Source organism: Allobosea massiliensis, from assembly GCF_042655245.1.
GTDB lineage: Bacteria > Pseudomonadota > Alphaproteobacteria > Rhizobiales > Beijerinckiaceae > Allobosea > Allobosea massiliensis.
This window is the reverse complement of sequence record NZ_JBHSLU010000008.1, coordinates 105,648-125,868: the sequence shown is the minus strand read 5'-3', so window position 1 is coordinate 125,868 and position 20,221 is coordinate 105,648. Positions and strand designations below refer to the sequence as shown.

16 protein-coding genes are annotated in these 20,221 nt (G+C 68.5%); 1 reads left to right on the top strand and 15 read right to left on the bottom strand.

Annotated elements, in window-relative coordinates; genetic code table 11:
- The 14 genes from lpxB to ACFPN9_RS05785 form a co-directional block, all read right to left on the bottom strand.
- Positions 1–1,191 (bottom strand): lipid-A-disaccharide synthase, encoded by a 1,191-nt coding sequence (gene lpxB / locus ACFPN9_RS05850; protein WP_066724952.1) that lies wholly within the window; start codon positions 1,189–1,191, stop codon positions 1–3.
- The gene (locus ACFPN9_RS05845) at positions 1,188–2,051 is read right to left on the bottom strand and encodes an LpxI family protein (protein ID WP_066724949.1); all 864 of its coding nucleotides are present in this window, start codon (positions 2,049–2,051) and stop codon (positions 1,188–1,190) included. Before ACFPN9_RS05845 ends, lpxB begins: the two co-directional genes overlap by 4 nt.
- The gene (gene lpxA, locus ACFPN9_RS05840) at positions 2,048–2,857 is read right to left on the bottom strand and encodes an acyl-ACP--UDP-N-acetylglucosamine O-acyltransferase (RefSeq protein ID WP_066724942.1); all 810 of its coding nucleotides are present in this window, start codon (positions 2,855–2,857) and stop codon (positions 2,048–2,050) included. Before lpxA ends, ACFPN9_RS05845 begins: the two co-directional genes overlap by 4 nt.
- 46 nt (positions 2,858–2,903) lie before the next feature.
- Positions 2,904–3,362, bottom strand: coding sequence for a 3-hydroxyacyl-ACP dehydratase FabZ (fabZ, locus tag ACFPN9_RS05835; protein WP_066724939.1), 459 nt, complete (start codon positions 3,360–3,362; stop codon positions 2,904–2,906).
- A 99-nt stretch (positions 3,363–3,461) separates the two neighbouring features.
- Entirely contained in the window at positions 3,462–4,517 is a 1,056-nt protein-coding gene (gene lpxD, locus ACFPN9_RS05830) for a UDP-3-O-(3-hydroxymyristoyl)glucosamine N-acyltransferase (protein WP_066724936.1), read from the bottom strand.
- Between the two features lie 39 nt (positions 4,518–4,556).
- On the bottom strand, positions 4,557–7,085 hold the full coding sequence (bamA, locus tag ACFPN9_RS05825; RefSeq protein ID WP_066724933.1) for an outer membrane protein assembly factor BamA: 2,529 nt from the start codon (positions 7,083–7,085) through the stop codon (positions 4,557–4,559).
- A gap of 376 nt (positions 7,086–7,461) precedes the next feature.
- Positions 7,462–8,613, bottom strand: a complete 1,152-nt coding sequence (gene rseP, locus ACFPN9_RS05820) for an RIP metalloprotease RseP (RefSeq protein WP_066724931.1) — start codon at positions 8,611–8,613, stop codon at positions 7,462–7,464.
- Between the two features lie 22 nt (positions 8,614–8,635).
- Entirely contained in the window at positions 8,636–9,814 is a 1,179-nt protein-coding gene (dxr, locus tag ACFPN9_RS05815; protein ID WP_066724928.1) for a 1-deoxy-D-xylulose-5-phosphate reductoisomerase, read from the bottom strand.
- A gap of 13 nt (positions 9,815–9,827) precedes the next feature.
- Entirely contained in the window at positions 9,828–10,655 is an 828-nt protein-coding gene (locus ACFPN9_RS05810; RefSeq protein WP_066724925.1) for a phosphatidate cytidylyltransferase, read from the bottom strand.
- Positions 10,652–11,410, bottom strand: coding sequence for an isoprenyl transferase (locus tag ACFPN9_RS05805; protein WP_066724923.1), 759 nt, complete (start codon positions 11,408–11,410; stop codon positions 10,652–10,654). The genes ACFPN9_RS05810 and ACFPN9_RS05805 overlap by 4 nt, the downstream gene beginning before the upstream one ends.
- Before the next feature lie 59 nt (positions 11,411–11,469).
- The gene (gene frr / locus ACFPN9_RS05800; RefSeq protein WP_066725021.1) at positions 11,470–12,033 is read right to left on the bottom strand and encodes a ribosome recycling factor; all 564 of its coding nucleotides are present in this window, start codon (positions 12,031–12,033) and stop codon (positions 11,470–11,472) included.
- A 157-nt stretch (positions 12,034–12,190) separates the two neighbouring features.
- Entirely contained in the window at positions 12,191–12,898 is a 708-nt protein-coding gene (pyrH, locus tag ACFPN9_RS05795) for a UMP kinase (protein WP_066725018.1), read from the bottom strand.
- A gap of 155 nt (positions 12,899–13,053) precedes the next feature.
- A complete protein-coding gene (gene tsf, locus ACFPN9_RS05790) occupies positions 13,054–13,977 on the bottom strand; it encodes a translation elongation factor Ts (protein WP_066724921.1) in 924 nt (307 codons plus the stop codon).
- 185 nt (positions 13,978–14,162) lie between these two features.
- Positions 14,163–15,173 (bottom strand): 30S ribosomal protein S2, encoded by a 1,011-nt coding sequence (locus tag ACFPN9_RS05785; RefSeq protein WP_066724919.1) that lies wholly within the window; start codon positions 15,171–15,173, stop codon positions 14,163–14,165.
- 260 nt (positions 15,174–15,433) lie between these two features.
- Between ACFPN9_RS05785 and ACFPN9_RS05780 the strand changes: the two genes are divergently transcribed.
- Positions 15,434–16,600 (top strand): GGDEF domain-containing protein, encoded by a 1,167-nt coding sequence (locus ACFPN9_RS05780; protein WP_066724916.1) that lies wholly within the window; start codon positions 15,434–15,436, stop codon positions 16,598–16,600.
- Between the two features lie 21 nt (positions 16,601–16,621).
- On the opposite strand, the gene dnaE is transcribed toward ACFPN9_RS05780, so the two are convergent.
- Positions 16,622–20,098 carry a DNA polymerase III subunit alpha gene (gene dnaE / locus ACFPN9_RS05775; protein WP_066725015.1) on the bottom strand — a complete coding sequence of 1,159 codons (3,477 nt, stop codon included), beginning with the start codon at positions 20,096–20,098 and terminating at the stop codon, positions 16,622–16,624.
- Between the last annotated feature and the right edge of the window lie 123 nt (positions 20,099–20,221).

Below are 20,221 nucleotides of genomic sequence, written 5' to 3'. Positions count from 1 at the left end.
TCAACCGCCGCGCGGGCCGCCCGGCCCGCGGCTTGCCACCAGCGCCAGCGCGGCCTCGACCGCGTTGGCAGCCGGACTTTCCCCGGCCGAGCGCATGATCGCCTCGACCTCGGCGAAGCCGGCGAGTTGCCGGTGCCGGTCTTCACCCTCCGCCAGGGCGGCTTCGAGCCGGTCCGCCAGCGTCTGCGCCGTCGCATCCTCCTGGATGAACTCGGGCACGACGCTGCGCCCGAGGATCAGATTGGGCAGGATCACGCTGGGCAATTTGATCAGACGCCGCGCGATCGCGGCCTCCCAACCTGCGCCGCGATAGGCGGCCACGGTCGGTACCTGCGCCAGTGCCAGTTCCAGGGTCACGGTGCCGGAAGCCGCCAGCGCCGCGCGCGCGCTGCGGAACGCCGTGAGCTTTGCCGCCTCGCCGGTGACGATCTCGGGCCGATGGGCCCAGCCCGACGCCGCCTGTGCGATCTCGTCATGCAGATGCGAGACAGCCGGCAGGACGAAGCGCGCCCCCGGCCGCATGGCGGCGACTCTGGCGACCGCCTCGCCGAAGACCGGCATCAGATGCCGGACCTCGGAGCGGCGGCTGCCGGGCAAAACCAGCACGACCGGCGATGCGGCGTCAGCCCGCCTCGCGCTCTCTGCCGCATCAGGCCGCAGCTCGTCCAGCCGCTCGATCAGCGGGTGGCCGACATAGATTGTCGGCGGGCCCTGCAGCCGCTCCAGCGCCGCCGGCTCGAAGGGCAGCAGGGCCAGGATGCGGTCGACATGCGGCTTCATGCGCCGCGCCCGGCCGGAGCGCCAGGCCCAGACGCTGGGGCAGACCCAATGGGCGATGGCGATGTCCGGCGCGCGGGCGCGCACCTTCTTGGCCACGCGCAGGCCGAAATCGGGGGCGTCAATCGTCAGCAGGAGATCCGGTGCGAAGCGGGTGATGCCGCGAGCGGCATCCTCCATGCGGCGCAGCAGCAGGGGCAGGCGCGCAACGACCGGTCCGAAGCCCATCACGGCGATGTCGGCCTGCGGGAAGAGCGGCGTCAGCCCGGCCGCGATGAGGGCTTCGCCGCCGACGCCGGTCACGATCACCTCCCGCGGCGCCAGACGGCGACGCAGGGTCTCGAGGAACCGCAGAGCCAGCGCATCGCCCGAAGCCTCGCCCGCCACGATGGCGAGGCGGAAGGGGGTCGTCATGGCACGCCCTCGACGAAAAGTCCCGCCTGGTCGGCCAGCTTGCCCAGAGCCGCACCATCGCCGATCAGAACACGCCCGGCGCGCAGGCCGATGCCCGAGAGCCCGGCTTCCGAGACGAGGCGCAGCGTCTGCGGGCCGATCGCCGGCATATCGACGCGCAGATCCTGCCCGTCCTTGGGCGCCTTCACCAGCACGCCGTCGCCCTTGGCGATGCGCAGCCGGCCCGAGGCGACCATCTCCGCGACGCGGCGGATCATGGCATCCGTGCCCTCGGCCGCTTCGATGGCAATGACGCGGTGGTCGGCGAGGATCGCCGCCTGGCCGACATCGAAGGGTGAAAGCGCGGCCAAAAGCTCGAAGCCGCGCGCGATCAGCGCCTTCTGGTCCGGCGACGCCGCTCGGCGGCCAAGCGCGCCGGCCGGCGCGGTCATGGCCGGGGCGATGTCGGCCGGGCCTTGGACGGTAAAGCCCTGTCCTTCGAAGAAGCTCACGACGCCGCGCAACAGATGATCGTCGCCGCCCCGAAACGCCTTCGCGAAATGCGGCAGGTATTTCAGCGTGGAGGCTTCGGGACGCAGCGCGGCGAAACTTGGCCGCGGCAGGCTCCCGATCAGGACGAGCTCGGCCACTTCGCGGCGCCGGAGCTCATCGAGAAGGCGACCGAGCTGCCCGAGCCGATAGATGTTGAGTTCGGCCGCTCCGAAGGCCGTCGGATCGGCCGCGCCGTCGAGAGCGGCCACATAGACCGGCCGCCCCTGCCCGGCCGCGATCGAGGCCAGACGCGGCGGAAAATCGCCCGCCCCGGCGATGATGGCGAGCGGGCCGCGCGTCGACGGCGTGACGGCCTGAGTCTCGCTCACCGATCGGGCGCGTTGACGTCGTGCGGCACGCAGATGGCGCGCTCGCCGCCGCTGCGGATGAAGTCGAGGATCTCGTGGATCAGCGGGTGGGCCGCAAATTCATTGGCAACGTCCTCGACCCGCTCCGACAGCGTGCCCTCGTCCGCGAAGAGCAGACGGTAGGCCCGGCGCAACTCGTGGATCTGCTCGCGGGTGAAGCCGCGGCGGCGCAAGCCGACCAAATTGAGCCCGGCGAGATGAGCCGGGTTATCGCGCACAAGCCCGAAGGGAATGACGTCGTGCATCACGCCCGCGCCGCCGCCGATGAAGGCATGGTCGCCGACCCGGATGAACTGGTGCAGGCCGGTGCCGCCGCCGACGATGACGAAGTTACCGACCTTCACATGGCCGGCGCACATGACGTTGTTCGAGAAGATGACGTTGTCGCCGATCGATGTGTCGTGCGCGACATGCGAATTCGCCAGGAAGAAGCAGCGGTCACCGACCGTCGTCTTCATGCCGCCGCCCTCGGTCCCGGGATTCATCGTCACGCCTTCGCGGATCAGGCAGTCGACGCCGATCGTCAGCGTCGATGGCTCGCCTTTGTACTTCACATCCTGCGGCGGGTGGCCGATCGAGGCGAAGGGATAGATCTTGGTGCGCGCACCGACCGTGGTGCGGCCGGCCACGGCGACATGACTGATCAGCTCGACGCCCTCTTCGAGGACGACATCGGGACCGACGGAGCAGAACGGGCCGATGGTAACGCCGGCCGCGATCTTCGCGGCCGGGTCGACCACCGACATGGGATGGATCGTTGCACTCATGACCTGACACTCACGGCCGCGGCCGTCCTGCTCTCGCGGACCTTCATCAGACGACCATCGCCGAGAGATCGGCCTCGGCCACGAGCGCACCATCGACGCGCGCCTCGCCGCGGTAGAAATAGATGTTGCGCTTGCGGGCGACCTTGGTGAGGTGGAAGCGCAGCGTGTCGCCAGGCCCGACCGGCTTGCGGAACTTGGCCTTGTCGATGGTGGTGAAAAGCACGCTGCGGACGGCGGTGTCCTCGCTGCCGCGGGCGTTGACGACGAGGACGCCCGCCGTCTGGGCCATGGCCTCGATCATCAGCACACCGGGAAATACCGGCCGCTCCGGGAAATGCCCGGTGAACTGCGGCTCGTTGATCGTCACGTTCTTGATGCCGACGCCCGATTCGTCGCCGTTGATCTCCACGACGCGGTCGACCAGCAGGAAGGGGTAGCGATGCGGAATGCAGGCCATGATCCTCTGGATGTCGGCCACACCCAGCGTCGTCGTCGCCTCGGTCATCGTTTCGTCTCTCCCGCGCGGAGCCTGCTCCGCATCACCGGTTGCTTCTAGCCGCCAGAGACGGCGAGGCCAACTGCCGGGCCATGCCGTCTCGCCGGCTCAGCCCTGGGACTTGCCCTTGCCGCGGTTGGCCAGCAGGGATTTCAGCATCGCGCTCTCGCGAGCCCAGTTCAGCGCCGGCTGAGCCGGGTAGCCGCCATATTTCGCGCCCCGCGGCACGTCGCCGGCGACGCCACTCTGGGCTGCGACCTGGGCGCCCATGCCGATCGTCAGGTGCCCTGCGAGGCCGACCTGGCCGCCGAGCACGACGAAATCCTCAAGCGTCGACGAGCCGGCGATGCCGACCTGGGAGACGATGACGCAGTGGCGCCCGACGACGACGTTGTGGCCGATCTGGACGAGGTTATCGATCTTGGTGCCCTCGCCGATGACCGTGTCACGGCTGGCGCCGCGGTCGATGCAGCTGTTGGCGCCGATCTCGACATCGTCCTGAATGATGACGCGACCGATCTGCGGCACCTTCATGTGGCCCCTCGGGCTCATGGCGAAGCCGAACCCATCCTGCCCGATGCGCACGCCCGGGTGGATGATGACGCGGTTTCCGATCAGCGCCGCCTGAAGGGTGCAGCCCGCCCCGATCGAGCAGTTGCGGCCGATGCGGACCTGCGGCCCGACCACCGCATGCGAGGACACGACCGTGCCGGCGCCGATCTCCGCGCCGGGCCCGATGACCGCGCCGGGATCGACCGTGACGCCGGCCTCAAGGACCGCCGTGGCGTGAACGAAGGCGCCGGGCGCGACGCCCTGCGAACCGAACACCGAGCCGGGCTTGAGCGCGGCCGGAAAGAAGCGCGCCAGGACCTTCGCAAAGGCATGGTAGGGCGCCGGCGAAATCAGCGCCGTGGTGCCGGCCGGAACCCGCTCCGCGAAGCGCGGCGACACCAGGCAGAGCCCGGCGGCGGTGGACGCCAGCGCCTCGGTGTATTTGGGATTGTCCATATAGGCGATGTCGGACGGGCCGGCATGTTCGAGCGCGGCGGCACCGGTCACGCGACGCGAAGCGTCGACGCCTTCGGGAAGGGTGAGCCCTGAAATGGAAGCGACCTCGCCGAAGTCGAGCGAGGTCGCGGCCGGAAAGAATTGGGGTTCTGACATCGTTGGGTCCGGAGCGGGGTGCGGTGGCACCCCGCCTCGTCAGAAGCGGGTGCCGCCCGAGAAGCGGAAGGCCTGGGTGCGGTCGCCGCCGTATTTCGCGGTGACAGCCTGGCCGTTGATGATCGCCGTGCCGAACTGGCCGTCATCCTTCGACAGCGCATAGGCATAGTCGAAGCGGATCGGGCCGAGCGGCGACTGCCAGAGGAGGCTGACGCCGACCGAGGAGCGGATGACGTTCTTGTCGCGCACGCAGGCCACGTTGTTCTGGTAGGCCGAGGTGGTCGCCACGTTGAACTGACGGGCCACGGAGCCCGCCGGACAGCCGGTGAAGGCCCCGTTGGTGATCACGCTCGAACCGCCGTCGTAGTTGAACAGCGTACCCGCATCCGCGAAGACCGCGCCGCGCAGGCCAAGATCGCGCGGCAGACCCCAGATCGGGAACTGCACTTCCAGCGTGCCACCGAAATAGGTGGTGCCGCCGAGCGCGTTGGCCGTCGGATCGTTCAGCACGTCGCGCGGGCCGATGCCGGAGGCGGCGAAGCCGCGCACCAGGGTCGGTCCGAGGAAGTAGTGATCGATCATGCGGAGATTGCCGCTGGTCGCCTGGACATGGCCGCCCTGGACGCGGACGAAGCCGACCACGTCATCGAAGATCTCGCGATAGTAACGCGCATCAGCGGAGATGCGCAGGAACTTCGAGTCGCCGCCAAGGCCGGCGATCTCGGGCTTGATCTCGGCGACGAAGCCGTTGCGCGGGTTCTGGATGCTGTCGAGCGAGTTGTAGTTGAAGCCGAGGCCGACGAGCGAGGTCAGCGTCGTGCCCTGCGCTTCCTTCACCGCGATCGTCGCCTCGCCATTGGTGAGGCAGTTGATCGTGCTGCTGGCGCCGATCGCACCCGCCGTACCGGGCGTGATGCCCGCGATCGGGAAGGTACAATCGTTATAGGGCCGCGTGTTGGTGTTCGGGATCTCGATCTCGGTCGAGTAGATCGAGTAGCGCGGCGTGATCGAGAACTCTTCCGTGATCGGGAAGGTCAGGCGGACGGTGCCGCCGGTGACGCGGCTCTCGAAGCGGCCGGTGTTGTAGTTGTCGCTGAACTTCGAGAACAGATCGAAGCCGGCTGCGATGCGGCGACCGAGGAAATAGGGCTCGGTGAAGGAGAAATCGACGCCCTGGGTGCGCTGGCCGAGCGTGCCCGCGATGCGGACGAACTGGCCGCGGCCGAGGAAGTTCGACTCTGACAGCGCGACTTCGCCGATAATGCCGTCCGACGTCGAGTAGCCGCCCGAGATCGAGAACGAGCCGGTGGCCTTGTCCTCGACATCGATGTTCACGACCACACGATCGGGCGCGGAGCCGGGCTCGTTGGTGATGCGCACCTTGTTGAAGAAGCCGAGATTGTTCAGGCGACGCTCGGCGCGGTCGACCATGACCTTGTTGTAGGCATCGCCCTCGCCGAGATCGAGTTCGCGGCGCACGACGTAATCGCGCGTGCGAGTGTTTCCGCGCACATTGATGCGCTCGACATAGACCCGCGGGCCCTCGTCGACGACATAGGTGATGCCGATGAGCCGGCCGTTCGCATCGCGGTCGCCACGCGGGCGGACCTGGGCGAAGGGATGGCCGCGACGGGACACCTCGGTGGTGAGGTTGACCAGCGACTTCTCGACCGCCTCGGCATTGTAGGTGTCGCCGACCGAGGTGACGACATAGCCCTGCAGCGCGCCGGGATCGATATCACGCAGGCTCGAATCGACCGCGACGTTACCGACCTTGTACTGGGCGCCCTCGGAAACGGTGACGTCGATCACCCAGCCGCCGGCCGTCTCGTCGAAGCGGGCGGTGTTGCTCAGGATCTGGAAGTCGGCATAGCCGTTCTTCAGATAGAAGCGGCGCACGAGTTCGAGGTCCGAGGCGATGCGCTCGGGATCGTAGACGTCCGAGGTCTTGATCCAGCTCAGGAAGTTCGACTCGGTCGTCGTCATCAGACCGCGCAGGCGGCCATCCGAATAGACCTGGTTGCCTTCGAAATTGATCGACTTGACGCCGGTCTTGCCGCTCTCGTTGATCGTGAAGACCACGTCCGACCGGCCGTTCGGCAGCGGCGCGATGCGCCCGCTGACCGAGGACAGGCCGTAGCCGGCGCGACGATAGACTTCGCGCAGACGGGCGACGTCGGCATCGATGAGCTGCTGGCTCATCGGACCGCCAGCCTTCGACTGCACCTGCTGGAGCAGCACTTCGCTCTTCAGGCGACGGTTGCCTTCGAAGGCGACGCGGTTGATCGAATCGCCCTCGCGAACCGAGATCACGGTCTGCGAGCCACGACGGCTCACCTGGACGCTGGTGAAGAGGCCGGTGGCCAGCAGGCTCTCCCGGATCGATTCCGGCGCGGTCTGACCGGCGGCATAGGAGCGGATGGTCTCCGCATCCACGCGCCGGTTGCCCTGGACAATCACGGCCTGCGCGAACACCACGCCACCGCTCACGGCCACCATGAAGGCCGAAAGTCCGACTGATCGAGAGAGCCGCGTTCTGATGGACCGGCTCTTTTGGGTCGACGTCATCGGGTCGCCTATTCCATTTCTCAGGTCACCACCCCGCTCGCGGGGGCACCCACCCGACAGGGAGGCGCATGGCGACATTGCAGTCCATTCGCTTCTACAAAGTTTCCTGCAGGGTGCAAACGGGCATTGTCGTTAACAAAATATTTTCGAAGCGCTCGTTGCTCGGAGGTCACGCGCTTTGCCGTGATTCTGCCGCAAAGCGAACGGGAAAACCACGCGCGAGCGGACCGGCAATCCCTTGGGGACGAACGCCCTCGCCCCGGATCGGCCGTGGCGACGGCTCGAGAACTCCGCAATTCGTTAAGGCCCGAGCAAGACTCCGCCCCTGCCCAACAGCCCTCGCCCGATGGCTGGGAACGACCCGGGACGCCTGCCTTCAGAGCAACGAGCGGACATGCAGCAGATCGTTCCAGGTGACGAATAGCATGAGCATCAGCACGAGGCCGAGACCCAGCCTGAACCCGATCTCCTGGGCACGGTCGCTGAGCGGCCGGCCGCGGACCGCCTCGATCGCGTAGAAGACGAGATGGCCGCCGTCGAGCATGGGGATCGGGAACAGGTTCATCAGCCCGATCGAGACCGACAGGATGGCGGCGAGGTTGATCAGCCCCATCAGGCCGGAGTTATGGGCGACGACACCCGAGACCTGCGCGATCCGAATCGGGCCGGAGAGCTGGTCGACCGATTCCCGTCCGCTCACCAGCTTGGAAAGATAATCGTAGGTTCGCTCGACCACATACCAGGTCTCGCTGATGCCGACCTGCGCCGATTCGAGCAGACCGTAGTGCTGCGTGGTCCAGTCACTCGGCTGGCGCGAGGCCTGGATGCCGACCACACCCAGGCGCTGCTTGCCGAGCGGCGTGTTCTGTTCGACGAGCGCCGGCGTGACCGGCACGGTCAGCAGGCTGCCGGCGCGGTCGACGACGATCGAGAGGGTCTCGTCGGGCCGGGCCGAGATGACGCGCTGCATCTCGGCGAAGCTCTTGACCGGACGCCCTTCGATCGAGATGACGAGGTCTCCCGATTGCAGCCCGGCGCGCTCGGCCGCGCTGCCGGCGACGACGCGGTCGACGCGCGGGGCCAGGACGGGCTTGCCGAAGGCGTAGACGGTGGCGCCGAAGATCAGGATCGCGAGCAGGAAATTGGCGATCGGCCCGGCGGCGACGATCGCGGCCCGTTCGCCGATCGATTGGGCGGGGAAGGAGCGCGCGCGCTCCTCCGGCGTCATCGCGCGCAATTCGGCGGAATCGGTCCCGGCGGAGGCCGCGTCGGCGTCGCCGGAAAACTTCACATAGCCGCCGAGCGGGATCAGCGCGAAACGCCACCGCGTGCCGCGCCGGTCGTTGAAGCCGAAGAGCTCGCGCCCGAAGCCGATGGAGAACACCTTGACGTCGACGCCGCACCAGCGCGCGACGAGGAAATGGCCGAGCTCATGGACGAAGACGACAATGGTGAGCACGAACAGGAACGGCACGACATAGCTCAGCAGCGAGCCGCCGCCGTTCCAGAGGGTCGTCACGAAGTCCATCTCAAGCTCCTGCTGCTCGCCCCTAGGTGACAGCGAAGGGCGGCCGCGACAAGAGCGCCCGCGCGCGGTTTCTCGCCTCATGGTCAATGGCGAGAGCCTCCGCCACATCGGCCGGCGCCGCGCGTGCTGCTTCGGATTCGGCGCAGACCGCCTCGACCAGCGCGGCGATGCCGGGAAACCCGATGCGCCGCTCCAGATAGGCGGCGACGGCGATCTCATTGGCGGCGTTCAGCACGGCCGGCATCGCCCCGCCCGCGGCCAGTGCGGCGATGGCGTGGCCCAGCGCCGGAAAGCGCGCGAGATCTGGCCGCTCGAAGGTCAGCGGCGCCGAGAGCGCGAGGTCGAGGAAGCGGGCGGGCGGAGCGTCGAGCCGGCCGTCGATGCCCAGGCAGTGGGCGGCGGCGACGCGCATGTCCGGCAGCGCCATGCCGGCGCTGACCGAGCCGTCGCGGAAGGTGACGAGGCCGTGGACGAGCTGCTGCGGGTGGACCAGCACCTCGAGCTGGTCCGGCCTCAGGCCGAAGAGGAAGCAGGCCTCGATCAGTTCCAGCCCCTTGTTCATCATGCTGGCGGAGTCGATCGTGATCTTCGCGCCCATGGCGTAGTTGGGATGGGCCAGCGCCTCTTCCGGTCGGGCGGCGGCGATCCGCTCGGCGCTCCAGGTCCGGAACGGGCCGCCGGAGGCGGTCAGCGTCATGCTGCGGATCGCCGAGATCGGCTCGGCCCCCAGCACCTGGTGCAGGGCGTTGTGTTCCGAATCGAGCGGGAGGATGCGCGCACCGACAGCGGCAGCCCGCGCCATCACGGCGGCCCCGGCACAGACGAGGCTCTCCTTGTTGGCCAGCGCGACGACGCGGCCTGGCGTCAGCGCCGCGAAGGTCGCCTGCAGCCCCGCCGCCCCCGAGATCGCGCTGACGACGATGTCGGCGTCGCGCGCGACGGCGTCCAGCACGGCCGGAAGGCCAGCACCCGAAGCAATGCCGGTTCCGGCCAGCGCTTCGGCGAGCGCCGGCCCGGCGGCTGCATCGGCGAGAGCCGCGAAAGAGGCGCCGGTCTCGATCGCGACCCGCGCCAGCGCCTCGACATCGCGGCCGGCCACCACGGCCCCGATCCGCAGCCGCTCCGGATTCTCCGCCACGACGGCGCGCGTCGACTTGCCGATGGATCCGGTCGCTCCGAGAAGCGTAACGGTGCGAAGCATGCGCGGTTCCGCGTCAGAGATGAGCGAGGAAGAGGACGAAGCCGGCGAAGACCAATACCGCCCAGTACCCGTCGAGACGGTCGAGGAAACCGCCATGGCCGGGAATGAGCCGGCTCGAATCCTTGGCGCCGAAGCGGCGCTTGAGCGCGGATTCGAAGAGATCGCCCATCTGGCTGAAGACGGAGGCCGCGAGCGAACCGGCGATGACCGGCCAAAGCCCGACGAGCTGCTGGGCTGCGGGCGTCAGCGCCCAGACGACATAGCCACAGAGCGTCCCGGCGACGGCCCCGCCGATCGCGCCCGACCAGGTCTTGCCGGGGCTGACGCTGGGCATCAGCTTGGGACCGCCGAGGCGCCGACCGGTGAAATAGGCTGCGATGTCCGTGAACCAGACGACGGCGAAGCTCCAGATGACGAGAGACAGGCCGATGCCGGGCTGAGCCCGTAGCGCCGGGGCAATCAGGGAAAAGGCCAGCGCATAGGCGACGCCGCAAAGCTCCAGCGGCAGCCGCCCACGCATCCGCGGCGTGAGTACCGCGCCGGCCAGAGCGGCGAGTGCCGCGACGCCGGCCAGTGCCGGCTGACTGACCGGCGCGAAGCCGAGCAGCAGACCGGCGATCACGACCCCGACCGCGGCTGCGATCGCATGGTCGCGGGTGGCGGCGATCGAGAGCCATTCGAAGGCGACGAGGCCGGCAACCAGCGTCCAGACCACCCGGAAGGGCCAGCCGCCCCAGGCTGTGACGAGCAGCACCACCGCCGCCAGCACCAGCGCGGAGATGACCCTGAGCCGCAGCTCGCCCTGGCCGGTTCGAGGCTGCCCGGCGGCAGGCCCTGTCATGCCGCGCCCACCGAGCGATCGACCGGCTCGGCCAGACCGCCGAAGCGGCGCTCGCGGCGGCCATACTCCGCCAGCGCTTCCTCAAAGGCGGCGCGGTCGAAATCGGGCCAGAGGACCGGCGTGAAGACGAATTCGGCATAGGCCGCCTGCCAGAGCAGGAAGTTAGAGATCCGCGTCTCGCCGGAGGTGCGGATGACGAGTTCGGGATCGGGGAGATCGGCGGTATCCAGCCGCGCCGCGAGCGCCGTCTCGTCGATGGCGGCGGGATCGAGGCGCCCCGCGGCCACCTCTGTCGCCAGGCTACGGGCGGCGCGGACCAGTTCGTCGCGGGAGCCGTAATTAAAGGCGACGACCAGCGTCATGCGGTCGTTGTCACGGGTCAGGGTTTCGGCATGCTCGACGAGCCGGCGCAGATCCGGCGCGAGGTCGTCGCGGCCGCCGATGATGCGGACCCGCACGCCCGCCGCATGGAGTTCGCCGAGATCCTTCTCGACGAAGCGCCGCAGCAGGCCGAGGAGAAAGGAGACCTCCGTCGCGGGGCGGCGCCAGTTCTCGGTGGAGAAGCTGTAGAGCGTCAGGATCCGGACGCCGAGATCGCCGGCATTGCGCACGGCGGCGCGCAGTGCCTCGAGCCCACGCCGGTGGCCTTCCTGACGGGGCAAGCCGCGCATCTGCGCCCAGCGGCCATTGCCGTCCATGATGATGGCGACATGGGCTGGAGGGGTGGAGCGACCCGGGCGCTGGCCTGCTGACATTCTGGATATGCCTCGTTCGGCCTCGCGCCGGGTGAGATGGCGCCGCGGCGCCGGCAGCGTCAGACGCTGAGGATTTCCTTCTCCTTGGCCGCCAGGGCCTGATCGATCTCGGCGATGTGCTGGTCGGTCGCCTTCTGCACCAGGTCGGACTGGCGGGTCACGTCGTCCTTGGTGAAGGCGCCTTCCTTCTCGACCTTCTTGATGGTGTCGATGGCGTCGCGGCGGACATGGCGGACCGCGATCTTCGATTCCTCGGCGTATTTATGCGCGACCTTGACCATTTCCTTGCGGCGCTGCTCGTTCAGCTCCGGGATGCGGATGCGCAGGACCTGGCCTTCGGTCTGCGGGTTGAGGCCGAGATCGGATTCGCGGATCGCCTTCTCGACGGGGCCGACCATGCTGCGATCCCAGACCTGCACGCTGAGCAGCCGGGCCTCGGGAACGCTGACGGTGGCGAGCTGGGACAGCGGCTGGCGCGCGCCATAGGCCTCGACCTGGATCGGGTCGAGCATGTTGGCCGAGGCGCGGCCCGAGCGCAGCGAGGCGAGGTCGCCCTTGAAGGACTGCAGAGCGCCCTGCATGCGGCGCTTCACGTCGGCGAGATCGAACGTCGTCTGGGGCATCGTCTTCTGGACCTTGAACTGGTGCATCGCCGGGCAAGGGGCGGGCCGGCCGCCGGCGGCGATGCGGGATCGATTATGCGTGCCGGGCATTTCTGAAACCCGGCGCGACCATGGCGGCGAGGCCGTTCAGGGTCAAGAACATCGTGACGCGAAGCGGTTACGGCGTGACATAGGTCGCGCGGCCCTCGCCGCGCAGCACCGCGGCCAGCATGCCGGACTCCGCGATCGAGAACACGACGATGGTGAGGCCGGCATCCCGCGCCAAAGCGAAGGCGGCCGTATCCATCACCTTGAGGTCGCGGGCGATGGCATCGGCATGGGTCAGCGTGTCATAGCGGGTCGCGGCCGGGTCCTTCTTCGGATCGGCCGAATAGACGCCATCGACCTGCGTCGCCTTGAGCAGGTGGCTGCAACCGAGCTCTGCCGCGCGCAGGGCAGCCCCGGTGTCGGTGGTGAAGTAGGGGTTGCCCGTGCCGCCACCGAGCACCACGACCTTGCCGTTGGTGAGGTGGTCCAGCGCGCGCTTGCGGGCATAGCTCTCGCAGAGCGAGGGCATCGGCACCGCGGACATGGCACGGGCCGGCGCGCCGGCGCTCTCAATCGCATGTTCGAGCGCGAGCGCGTTCATCACCGTCCCCAGCATGCCGATTGAGTCGGCGCTGGTGCGGTCGAGGCCCTTGGTCAGGCCCTGGACGCCGCGGAAAAAGTTGCCGCCGCCGACGACGATGGCGATCTCCACGCCCTCACGTGACGCATGGGCGATGTCGGCGGCGAGCGCCGTGAGGGTCGCCCCGTCGAGGCCGGACCCGGCCTGCCCGGCCAGGGCTTCTCCGGAGAGCTTTACGAGAACGCGCTGGGGCCTCATCGGATCGTCTCCGTTCTTGTCGTTGCCGGCGGTGTCGTCGCGCCGGACGCGAGGTGCCGCTGCGCGGGAGGGCCCGCGATTCGCGGGCCGCACACCTTCCTACAGAAAAGGCCGCGCGATGCGCGGCCTTTTCATCATTCTTCGGAGCGGAGCGCTCAGCCCGTGGTGCCGCCGGCGGCAGCGACCTCGGCCGCGAAGTCCTGCTCTTCCTTCTCGATGCCCTCACCCAAAGCATAGCGGGCGAAGCCCGTCAGCTTCACCGGCGCGCCGACCTTGCCCTCGATCTCCTTGAGCACCTGAGCGACCGACTTGGAGCCGTCGTGGATATAGGTCTGCTCGAGCAGGCAGTATTCCTTGGCGTAGCTCTTCAGGCCGCTCTCGGTGATCTTCTCGAGCACATGGGCCGGCTTGCCGGCGTTCTTCTCGGCCAGGATCGCCTTCTCGCGCGCCAGCACCTCGGGGTCGACCGAGGCGAGGTCGAGCGCGACCGGGTTGGTCGCCGCGACATGCATGGCGAGCTGGCGCCCGAGGGCCGCGAGTTCCTCGGCCTTGCCGGTCGATTCCAGCGCGACGATGACGCCGATCTTGCCGAGACCGTCGGCGATCGCGCCATGGACATAGGAGCCGATCACGCCGGCCGAGACCTGGAGCGGCGCGGCACGGCGCAGCGTCATGTTCTCGCCGATCGTGGCGATGGCGTTGGCGATCGCCTCCTCAACGGTGCCGCCGGTCGGATAGGCCGCAGCCTTCAGCGTCTCGACATCGCCGCCCTTCTCGAGCGCGACCTTGGCGATGGTGCTGGCGAGCGCCTGGAAGTCGGTGTTGCGCGCGACGAAGTCGGTCTCGGAGTTGACCTCGACGACCACGCCCTTGGTGCCCTGCACCGCAACGGCGACCAGACCTTCGGCCGCGACGCGACCGGCCTTCTTCGCGGCCTTGGACAGGCCCTTGGCACGCAGCCAGTCGATGGCGGCTTCGAGGTTGCCGTCATTGGCCGAGAGCGCGGCCTTGCAGTCCATCATGCCCGCGCCGGTCTTGTCGCGGAGTTCCTTCACCAGAGCGGCGGTGATCGCGGCCATTGTCGTTTTCCTTGTCTGTCGTGCGGCACCGGAGGGCGGCGGCCGCGGTGTCTGCCCGGCCGGCCCCCTCATGGGGCAACGCCGACGCCCCGTTTCCGGTCGTCGGCGCTGGCCGGCATTCGTCTCGTCTCATCAGCAGCCGGTTTGCGACGCGCCGATGACGCGCCGCATCCGGATGGTTGGTCTCAGGCGTCGGCGAGTTCGCGCGCCTGGGCGACCCAGCCCTCGCGCTCGATCTTGCCACCGAGCTTCAGGTCGTGGTCGAGCTTGGTCACCTCGGCCGGCGAGGCGGCGGCGAGCTGCCAGAAGTGGAAAATGCCACCGTCGTTGAGCTTCTGCACGGCGTCCGGACCGGCGCCCGAGAGCTTGGTCAGGTCGTCCGGCGCGCCGCGCGGCGCGGTCAGCAGCTCGAAGGCGACGCCTGCATCGGCGGCGGCCGGCTCGGCCAGCGCCTCTTCGACGAGGACCGGAGCCTCGGCGGCGCCGAGATCCACACCCTGGTCGCCCGAAGCGCGGGAGATGCCGTCGATCGCCGAGCGCGCGACGAGGTCGCAATAGAGCTGGATGGCGCGGCCGGCGTCGTCATTGGCCGGGACCGGGAAGGTGATGCCGTCCGGATCCGAGTTCGAGTCGATGATCGCGGCGACCGGGATGCCGAGGCGCTGGGCCTCCTTGATCGCGAGCGCTTCCTTGTTGGTGTCGATGACGAAGATCATGTCGGGCGTGCCGCCCATGTCCTTGATGCCGCCGAGCGCCTTCTCGAGCTTGTCGCGCTCGCGGGCGAGCATCAGGCGCTCCTTCTTGGTCAGGCCGCTGCCGCCGCCGGCGAGCAGCTCGTCGACCTTGCGCAGGCGCTGGATCGAGGCCGAGATCGTCTTCCAGTTGGTCAGCATGCCGCCGAGCCAGCGGGAATTGACATAGTACTGGGCCGAGCGCTTCGCCGCATCGGCGATGGCATCCTGCGCCTGGCGCTTCGTGCCGACGAAGAGCACGCGGCCGCCGCGGGCGACGGTGTCAGAGACCGCCTGCAGCGCGCGGGCCAGCATCGGCACCGACTGCGACAGGTCGAGAATGTGGATGTTGTTGCGCGTGCCGAAGATGTAGGGCGACATCTTCGGGTTCCAGCGATGAGCCTGGTGGCCGAAATGGGCACCGGCCTCGAGGAGCTGGCGCATGGAAAAATCAGGCAGAGCCATGGTGTCGATCGTCCTTCCGGTTGAGCCTCTGGGGTGCGAATGAACAGGGCATGAGCTGCCGCGTCACCGGAACGCCTCGAGAACGAGGCGATGCTCCCCATGTGGGATGGGCTGCGCCATACAGGGGAAGCGCCGCGAATGCAAGGCGCCCGCGCCGGCAAATGCGGTCGCCTTCTGCGAGAGGTCGGCAGCGACGAAAGACGCAAGACCATTCGCAAGCCTTCCGCTAGAGAAGGCGAAGCCCGACCGGACAGCCGCCTGTGCCTCTCGACCTGCGAACGATCTATGCGGTGGCCGCCGCCACCTCGATCATCCTCGGCCTGCTCCAGCTCGGTGCCTTCGCGACCGGGCGTTTCGGCCGCTGGCCGCTCTGGTGGGGGCTCAGCAGCCTTCTGATCGGCACGGGCGTCGTGCTCGTCGTTCTACGCGGGACGCTGCCGGACGAGGTCACGATGGCGCTGGCGAACACGCTGGCCTGGGCGGGCTATCTGCTCGTCCTCGTCAGCGTGCGCAGCTTCGCAGGCCTGCATACCAGGCTTTCGCATTATCTCATCGGCGTGATCGCGCCGATGATCCTGCTGGTGGCGTGGATGGAGCCGGGCGGCTTCCCCAAGCGTGCGGCGCTGGTGGCTCTGCTCTGGGCCTGTTGCGATGGTGCCGTCGCCCGCGAGGGCTACCGCCTCGCGACCCGTAGTGGGCTGCGCTCGGCCTGGATCCTGGTCGCGCTCTACCTGCCGACGAGCCTGCTCTTCCTTACCCGCGCCGTGCTGGCCTGGCACGGCCATTTCGGCGAGGAACTCTTCCCGCCCGATCCGGTGCCGCTGCACTGGACGGCCGTGGCCGGATCCGCGATCGTCCTGGCCCGCGGCAACGCATTGTTGCTGCTCGCGACCGAACGCAGCGAGAGACAGCTTGCGGCGCTCGCCCAGCACGACCCGCTGACGGGAGCCAAGAACCGCAGCGGGCTCGAACAGGCCGTCACCGCCCTCGCCCGCGATGGCGACCACCCGCGGCGTGCAGCACTGCTGCTGGTCGATATCGATCACTTCAAGACGCTGAACGACACTCATGGCCACGCGGCCGGCGATGAGATCCTGAGACTGTTCGCCGATGTCGCCCGGAGCCAGCTGCGCGAGGGCGACGTGGTGGCGCGCCATGGCGGCGATGAGTTCGTGGTGATGCTGCCGGGGCTGGGACTGGATGAGGGCATGCGCGTCGCAGAAAGACTGCGGCTGGCCTTTGCCACCGCTCTCACCGCGCGTCCCGGCCTGCCAGGCACATCGACACTCAGCATCGGCGTCACGGAAGGTGACACAGCCTCGCTGCCATTCGACCGGATGCTCGCAGACGCCGACAGCGCGCTCTATCGCTCCAAGCGCCTCGGCCGAGACCGCGTGCAGGCGCGGCAGGAGGAGCGCGCGAGATGAGCCGGCGCCGCCCTCGCCCTTTCACCGCAGTTCGACGCTGACCACGCCCGGCGCCGCCCTCACCGCGTTGGCGATCTGCTGGTTGACCGGGTAGCGGCCGGGCAGCTCGATCTCGACCTCCTGGGCGCCGTCGTTGAGGATCATCACCAGGGCGATCTTGCCGTCGGCCTTGATGCCGTCGCTGCGCGGGCGGACGCGTTCGGCGATCGAGGCGAGCGCCTTGTCGTCGCGCAGATAGACCAGCAGGTCCTGCTTCTGCCGGGCGGCGAGTTCGTCGAGCACCTCGACATCCTCGATGCGCGGGCGGACATCCTCGCCGTCCAGCACGGCCGAGAGGCGCAGGACCAGCGCCCGGCCCGGCTCCAGCAGGTCGCGGTAGCGCTGCAACGCTTCCGAGAACAGGATCGCCTCGAACTGGCCGCTCGGATCAGACAGGTTGACGATGCCCATCTTGGAGCCGGACTTCGTGCGCCGCTCTGAGCGGTCGATCACGGAGACCGCAACCTTGGCGACGCCCGTGCCGTTGGCGCGCACGGTCTGGGCGAAATCCGCGAAACGCTGGACGCGCAGCCGCTTCAAGACATGCTCATAGTCGTCCAGCGGGTGGCCGGAGAGGAAGAAGCCGACCGCATCATGCTCGCGCTTCAGCCGCTCGGCCGGCGCCCAGGGCTCGACCGGCGGAATCCGGAAGGCCTCCTGGACCGTGCCCCCGCCGAAGAGCTCTGACTGGCCGCCGAGCGCGGCCTCGCGGGTGCGGTTGGAAAGCGCCAGCATGCCGTCGATCGCCGCCATGGCACGGGCTCGCTCGGGCTCGAGCGCGTCGAGCGCGCCGGCCGCGATCAGGGCCTCGATGGTGCGGCGGTTGACGAGCTTGGTGTCGATGCGGCGGGCGAAATCGGCAAGGTCGCGGAAGGGACCGCCTTCGGCGCGCGCGGCGACGACCGATTCCACCGCGGCCCGGCCGACGCCCTTGATGGCGCCCAGTGCGTAGTGGATCGCGCCCTCATGCACGTCGAACTCGACGCCGGAGCGGTTGATCGCCGGCGGCAGCACCTTGATGCCCAGCCGCTCGGCATCGCGGCGGAACTCCGAGAGCTTGTCGGTGTTGCCCATGTCGAGCGTCATGGACGCGGCGAGGAACTCGACCGGGTAGTTGGCCTTGAGATAGGCGGTCTGGAAGGCGACGACCGCATAGGCCGCCGCATGGCTCTTGTTGAAGCCGTAGTCGGCGAATTTCGCCAGCAGATCGAAGATTTCGGATGCCGTATCCTTGCTGATCCCGTTGGCGATCGCGCCCTTCACGAAGCGGTCGCGCTGGGCGTCCATCTCCGCCTTGATCTTCTTGCCCATGGCGCGGCGCAGCAGGTCGGCTTCGCCGAGCGAATACCCCGAGAGCGCCTGAGCCACCTGCATCACCTGCTCCTGATAGACGATGATGCCATGCGTCTCGGAGAGATAGGGCGCCATGCCGGGATGGAGATAGGTCGGCTCCTCCAGACCGAGCTTGCGGCGGCAATAGGTCGGGATGTTGTCCATCGGGCCCGGCCGGTAGAGCGCGACCAGCGCGATCAGGTCCTCGATGCGGTCCGCCTTCATCTCGACGAGGGCCTTGCGCATGCCCGCCGATTCCACCTGGAACACGCCGACCGTCTCGCCGCGCGCCAGCATGGCGTAGGTCGGCGGATCGTTAAAGGGCAGGCTCGCGAGGTCGATCTCGATACCTCGCTGGGCAATGAGCTTCACGGCGGTCGTCAGGGTCGTCAGCGTCTTGAGGCCGAGGAAGTCGAACTTCACCAGCCCAGCCTGCTCGACCCATTTCATGTTGAACTGGGTGACGCGCATGCCCGTGCGCGGATCGACCGAGAGCGCGACGAGCTGTTCGAGCGGGCGGTCGCCGATGACGACGCCGGCGGCGTGGGTCGAGGCGTGGCGGTGCAGCCCCTCGAGCTTCTGGCCGATCTCGAGCAGGCGGGCGACGATCGGCTCCTCCTGCGCGGCCTGCTGCAGCTTGGGCTCGCCCTCGATGGCGTCCTTCAGCGAGATCGGCTTGGCCGGGTTCTGCGGGACGAGCTTGGTCAGCCGATCGACCTGGCCATAGGGCATTTCCAGCACGCGGCCGACATCGCGCAGCACACCGCGGGCGAGCAGCGTGCCGAAGGTGATGATCTGGGCGACGCGCTCTTCGCCATAGCGATGCTTGACGTAGTCGATGACCTCTTCGCGCCGGTTCTGGCAGAAGTCGATGTCGAAATCCGGCATCGAGACGCGGTCGGGGTTGAGGAAGCGCTCGAACAGCAGGCCGAAGCGCAGCGGATCGACGTCGGTGATCGTCAGCGCATAGGCGACGAGCGAACCCGCGCCGGAGCCGCGGCCGGGTCCGACGGGAATGTCGTGATCCTTGGCCCATTTGATGAAGTCCGAGACGATCAGGAAGTAGCCCGGGAACTTCATCCGGGTGATGATCGACAGCTCGAAATCGAGCCGCTTCTCGTAATCCTCGACGCTGTAGCCCTCGGCCGGACCGTGCTTGGCGAGCCGGGCGGCCAGACCCGCCTTGGCCTGGAGTTCCAGCTCCTCCGCTTCGTCGCGCCCCTCCTCGCCAAAGCGCGGCAGGATCGGCTTGCGCAGGCCGACGCGCCAGGTGCAGCGCATCGCGATCTCGACGGTGGCGGCGAGCGCCTCCGGCAGATCGGCGAAACGGCGCTTCATCTCGGCACGGCTGGTGAAATAGTGCTCCGGCGTGACGCGGCGGCGTTCGCCATCGGAGACCAGCCGGCCCGCGGCCACCGCCAGCAGCGCGTCATGGGCGTCATAATCGGCGGGCTTGGCGAAGAAGGGTTCGTTGGTGGCGACGATCGGCAGATCCGCCTCATAGGCGAGGTTCAGCAGATGCGCCTCGACCGCCGCATCGCCGTCGCCGCCATGGCGCTGGATTTCGACATAGAGCCGGTCGCCGAAGATCCGCGCCAGCGTCGCGAGCCGGGTCCGGGCCTGCGGCAGCTGGTTGTTGCGCAGCGCGAGGTCGATCGGTCCGCCGCGTCCGCCGGTCAGGGCGATCAGCCCCTCGTGATGGGCGGCGAGCGCGTCGACATTGGAGACCGGCTGGCCGCTGCCGCCGCTGGCGAGCGCGGCCTGGGTCACCAGCTTCATCAGATTGCCGTAGCCGGCCTCATTCATCGCCAGCAGGACGATGTGGGGCGGGACCTGTGGCAGCGCCCTGCCCCGGCCGGCTTCGGTCTCGTCGCCGCAATCAAGCGAGAGCTGGACGCCGGCGATCGGCTGGACGCCAACGCCGGTCATCTTCTCGGCGAATTCGAGCGCGCCGAACAGGTTGTTGGTGTCGGTCAGCGCCAGGGCCGGCTGGCCGTCCGCCGCCGCCATCTTGGCCAGCGTCCCGACCATCAGGGCGCCTTCGAGCAGCGAATAGCTCGAATGGACATGGAGATGGACGAAGCCGACCTCGGAGAGAACGCGGCTGTCGTCGGGTTCGCGTGCCATCATCCGCCTGCAGGGTTGCCGCGGGCGACTCGCGGGCCGCCCTCTGCGCCTTTATGCGGCCCCGTCCGGAGCGGCGCCATGGCGCCGATGGTCGCCGCTGTGGATCGTCAGATGCCGGGGGCG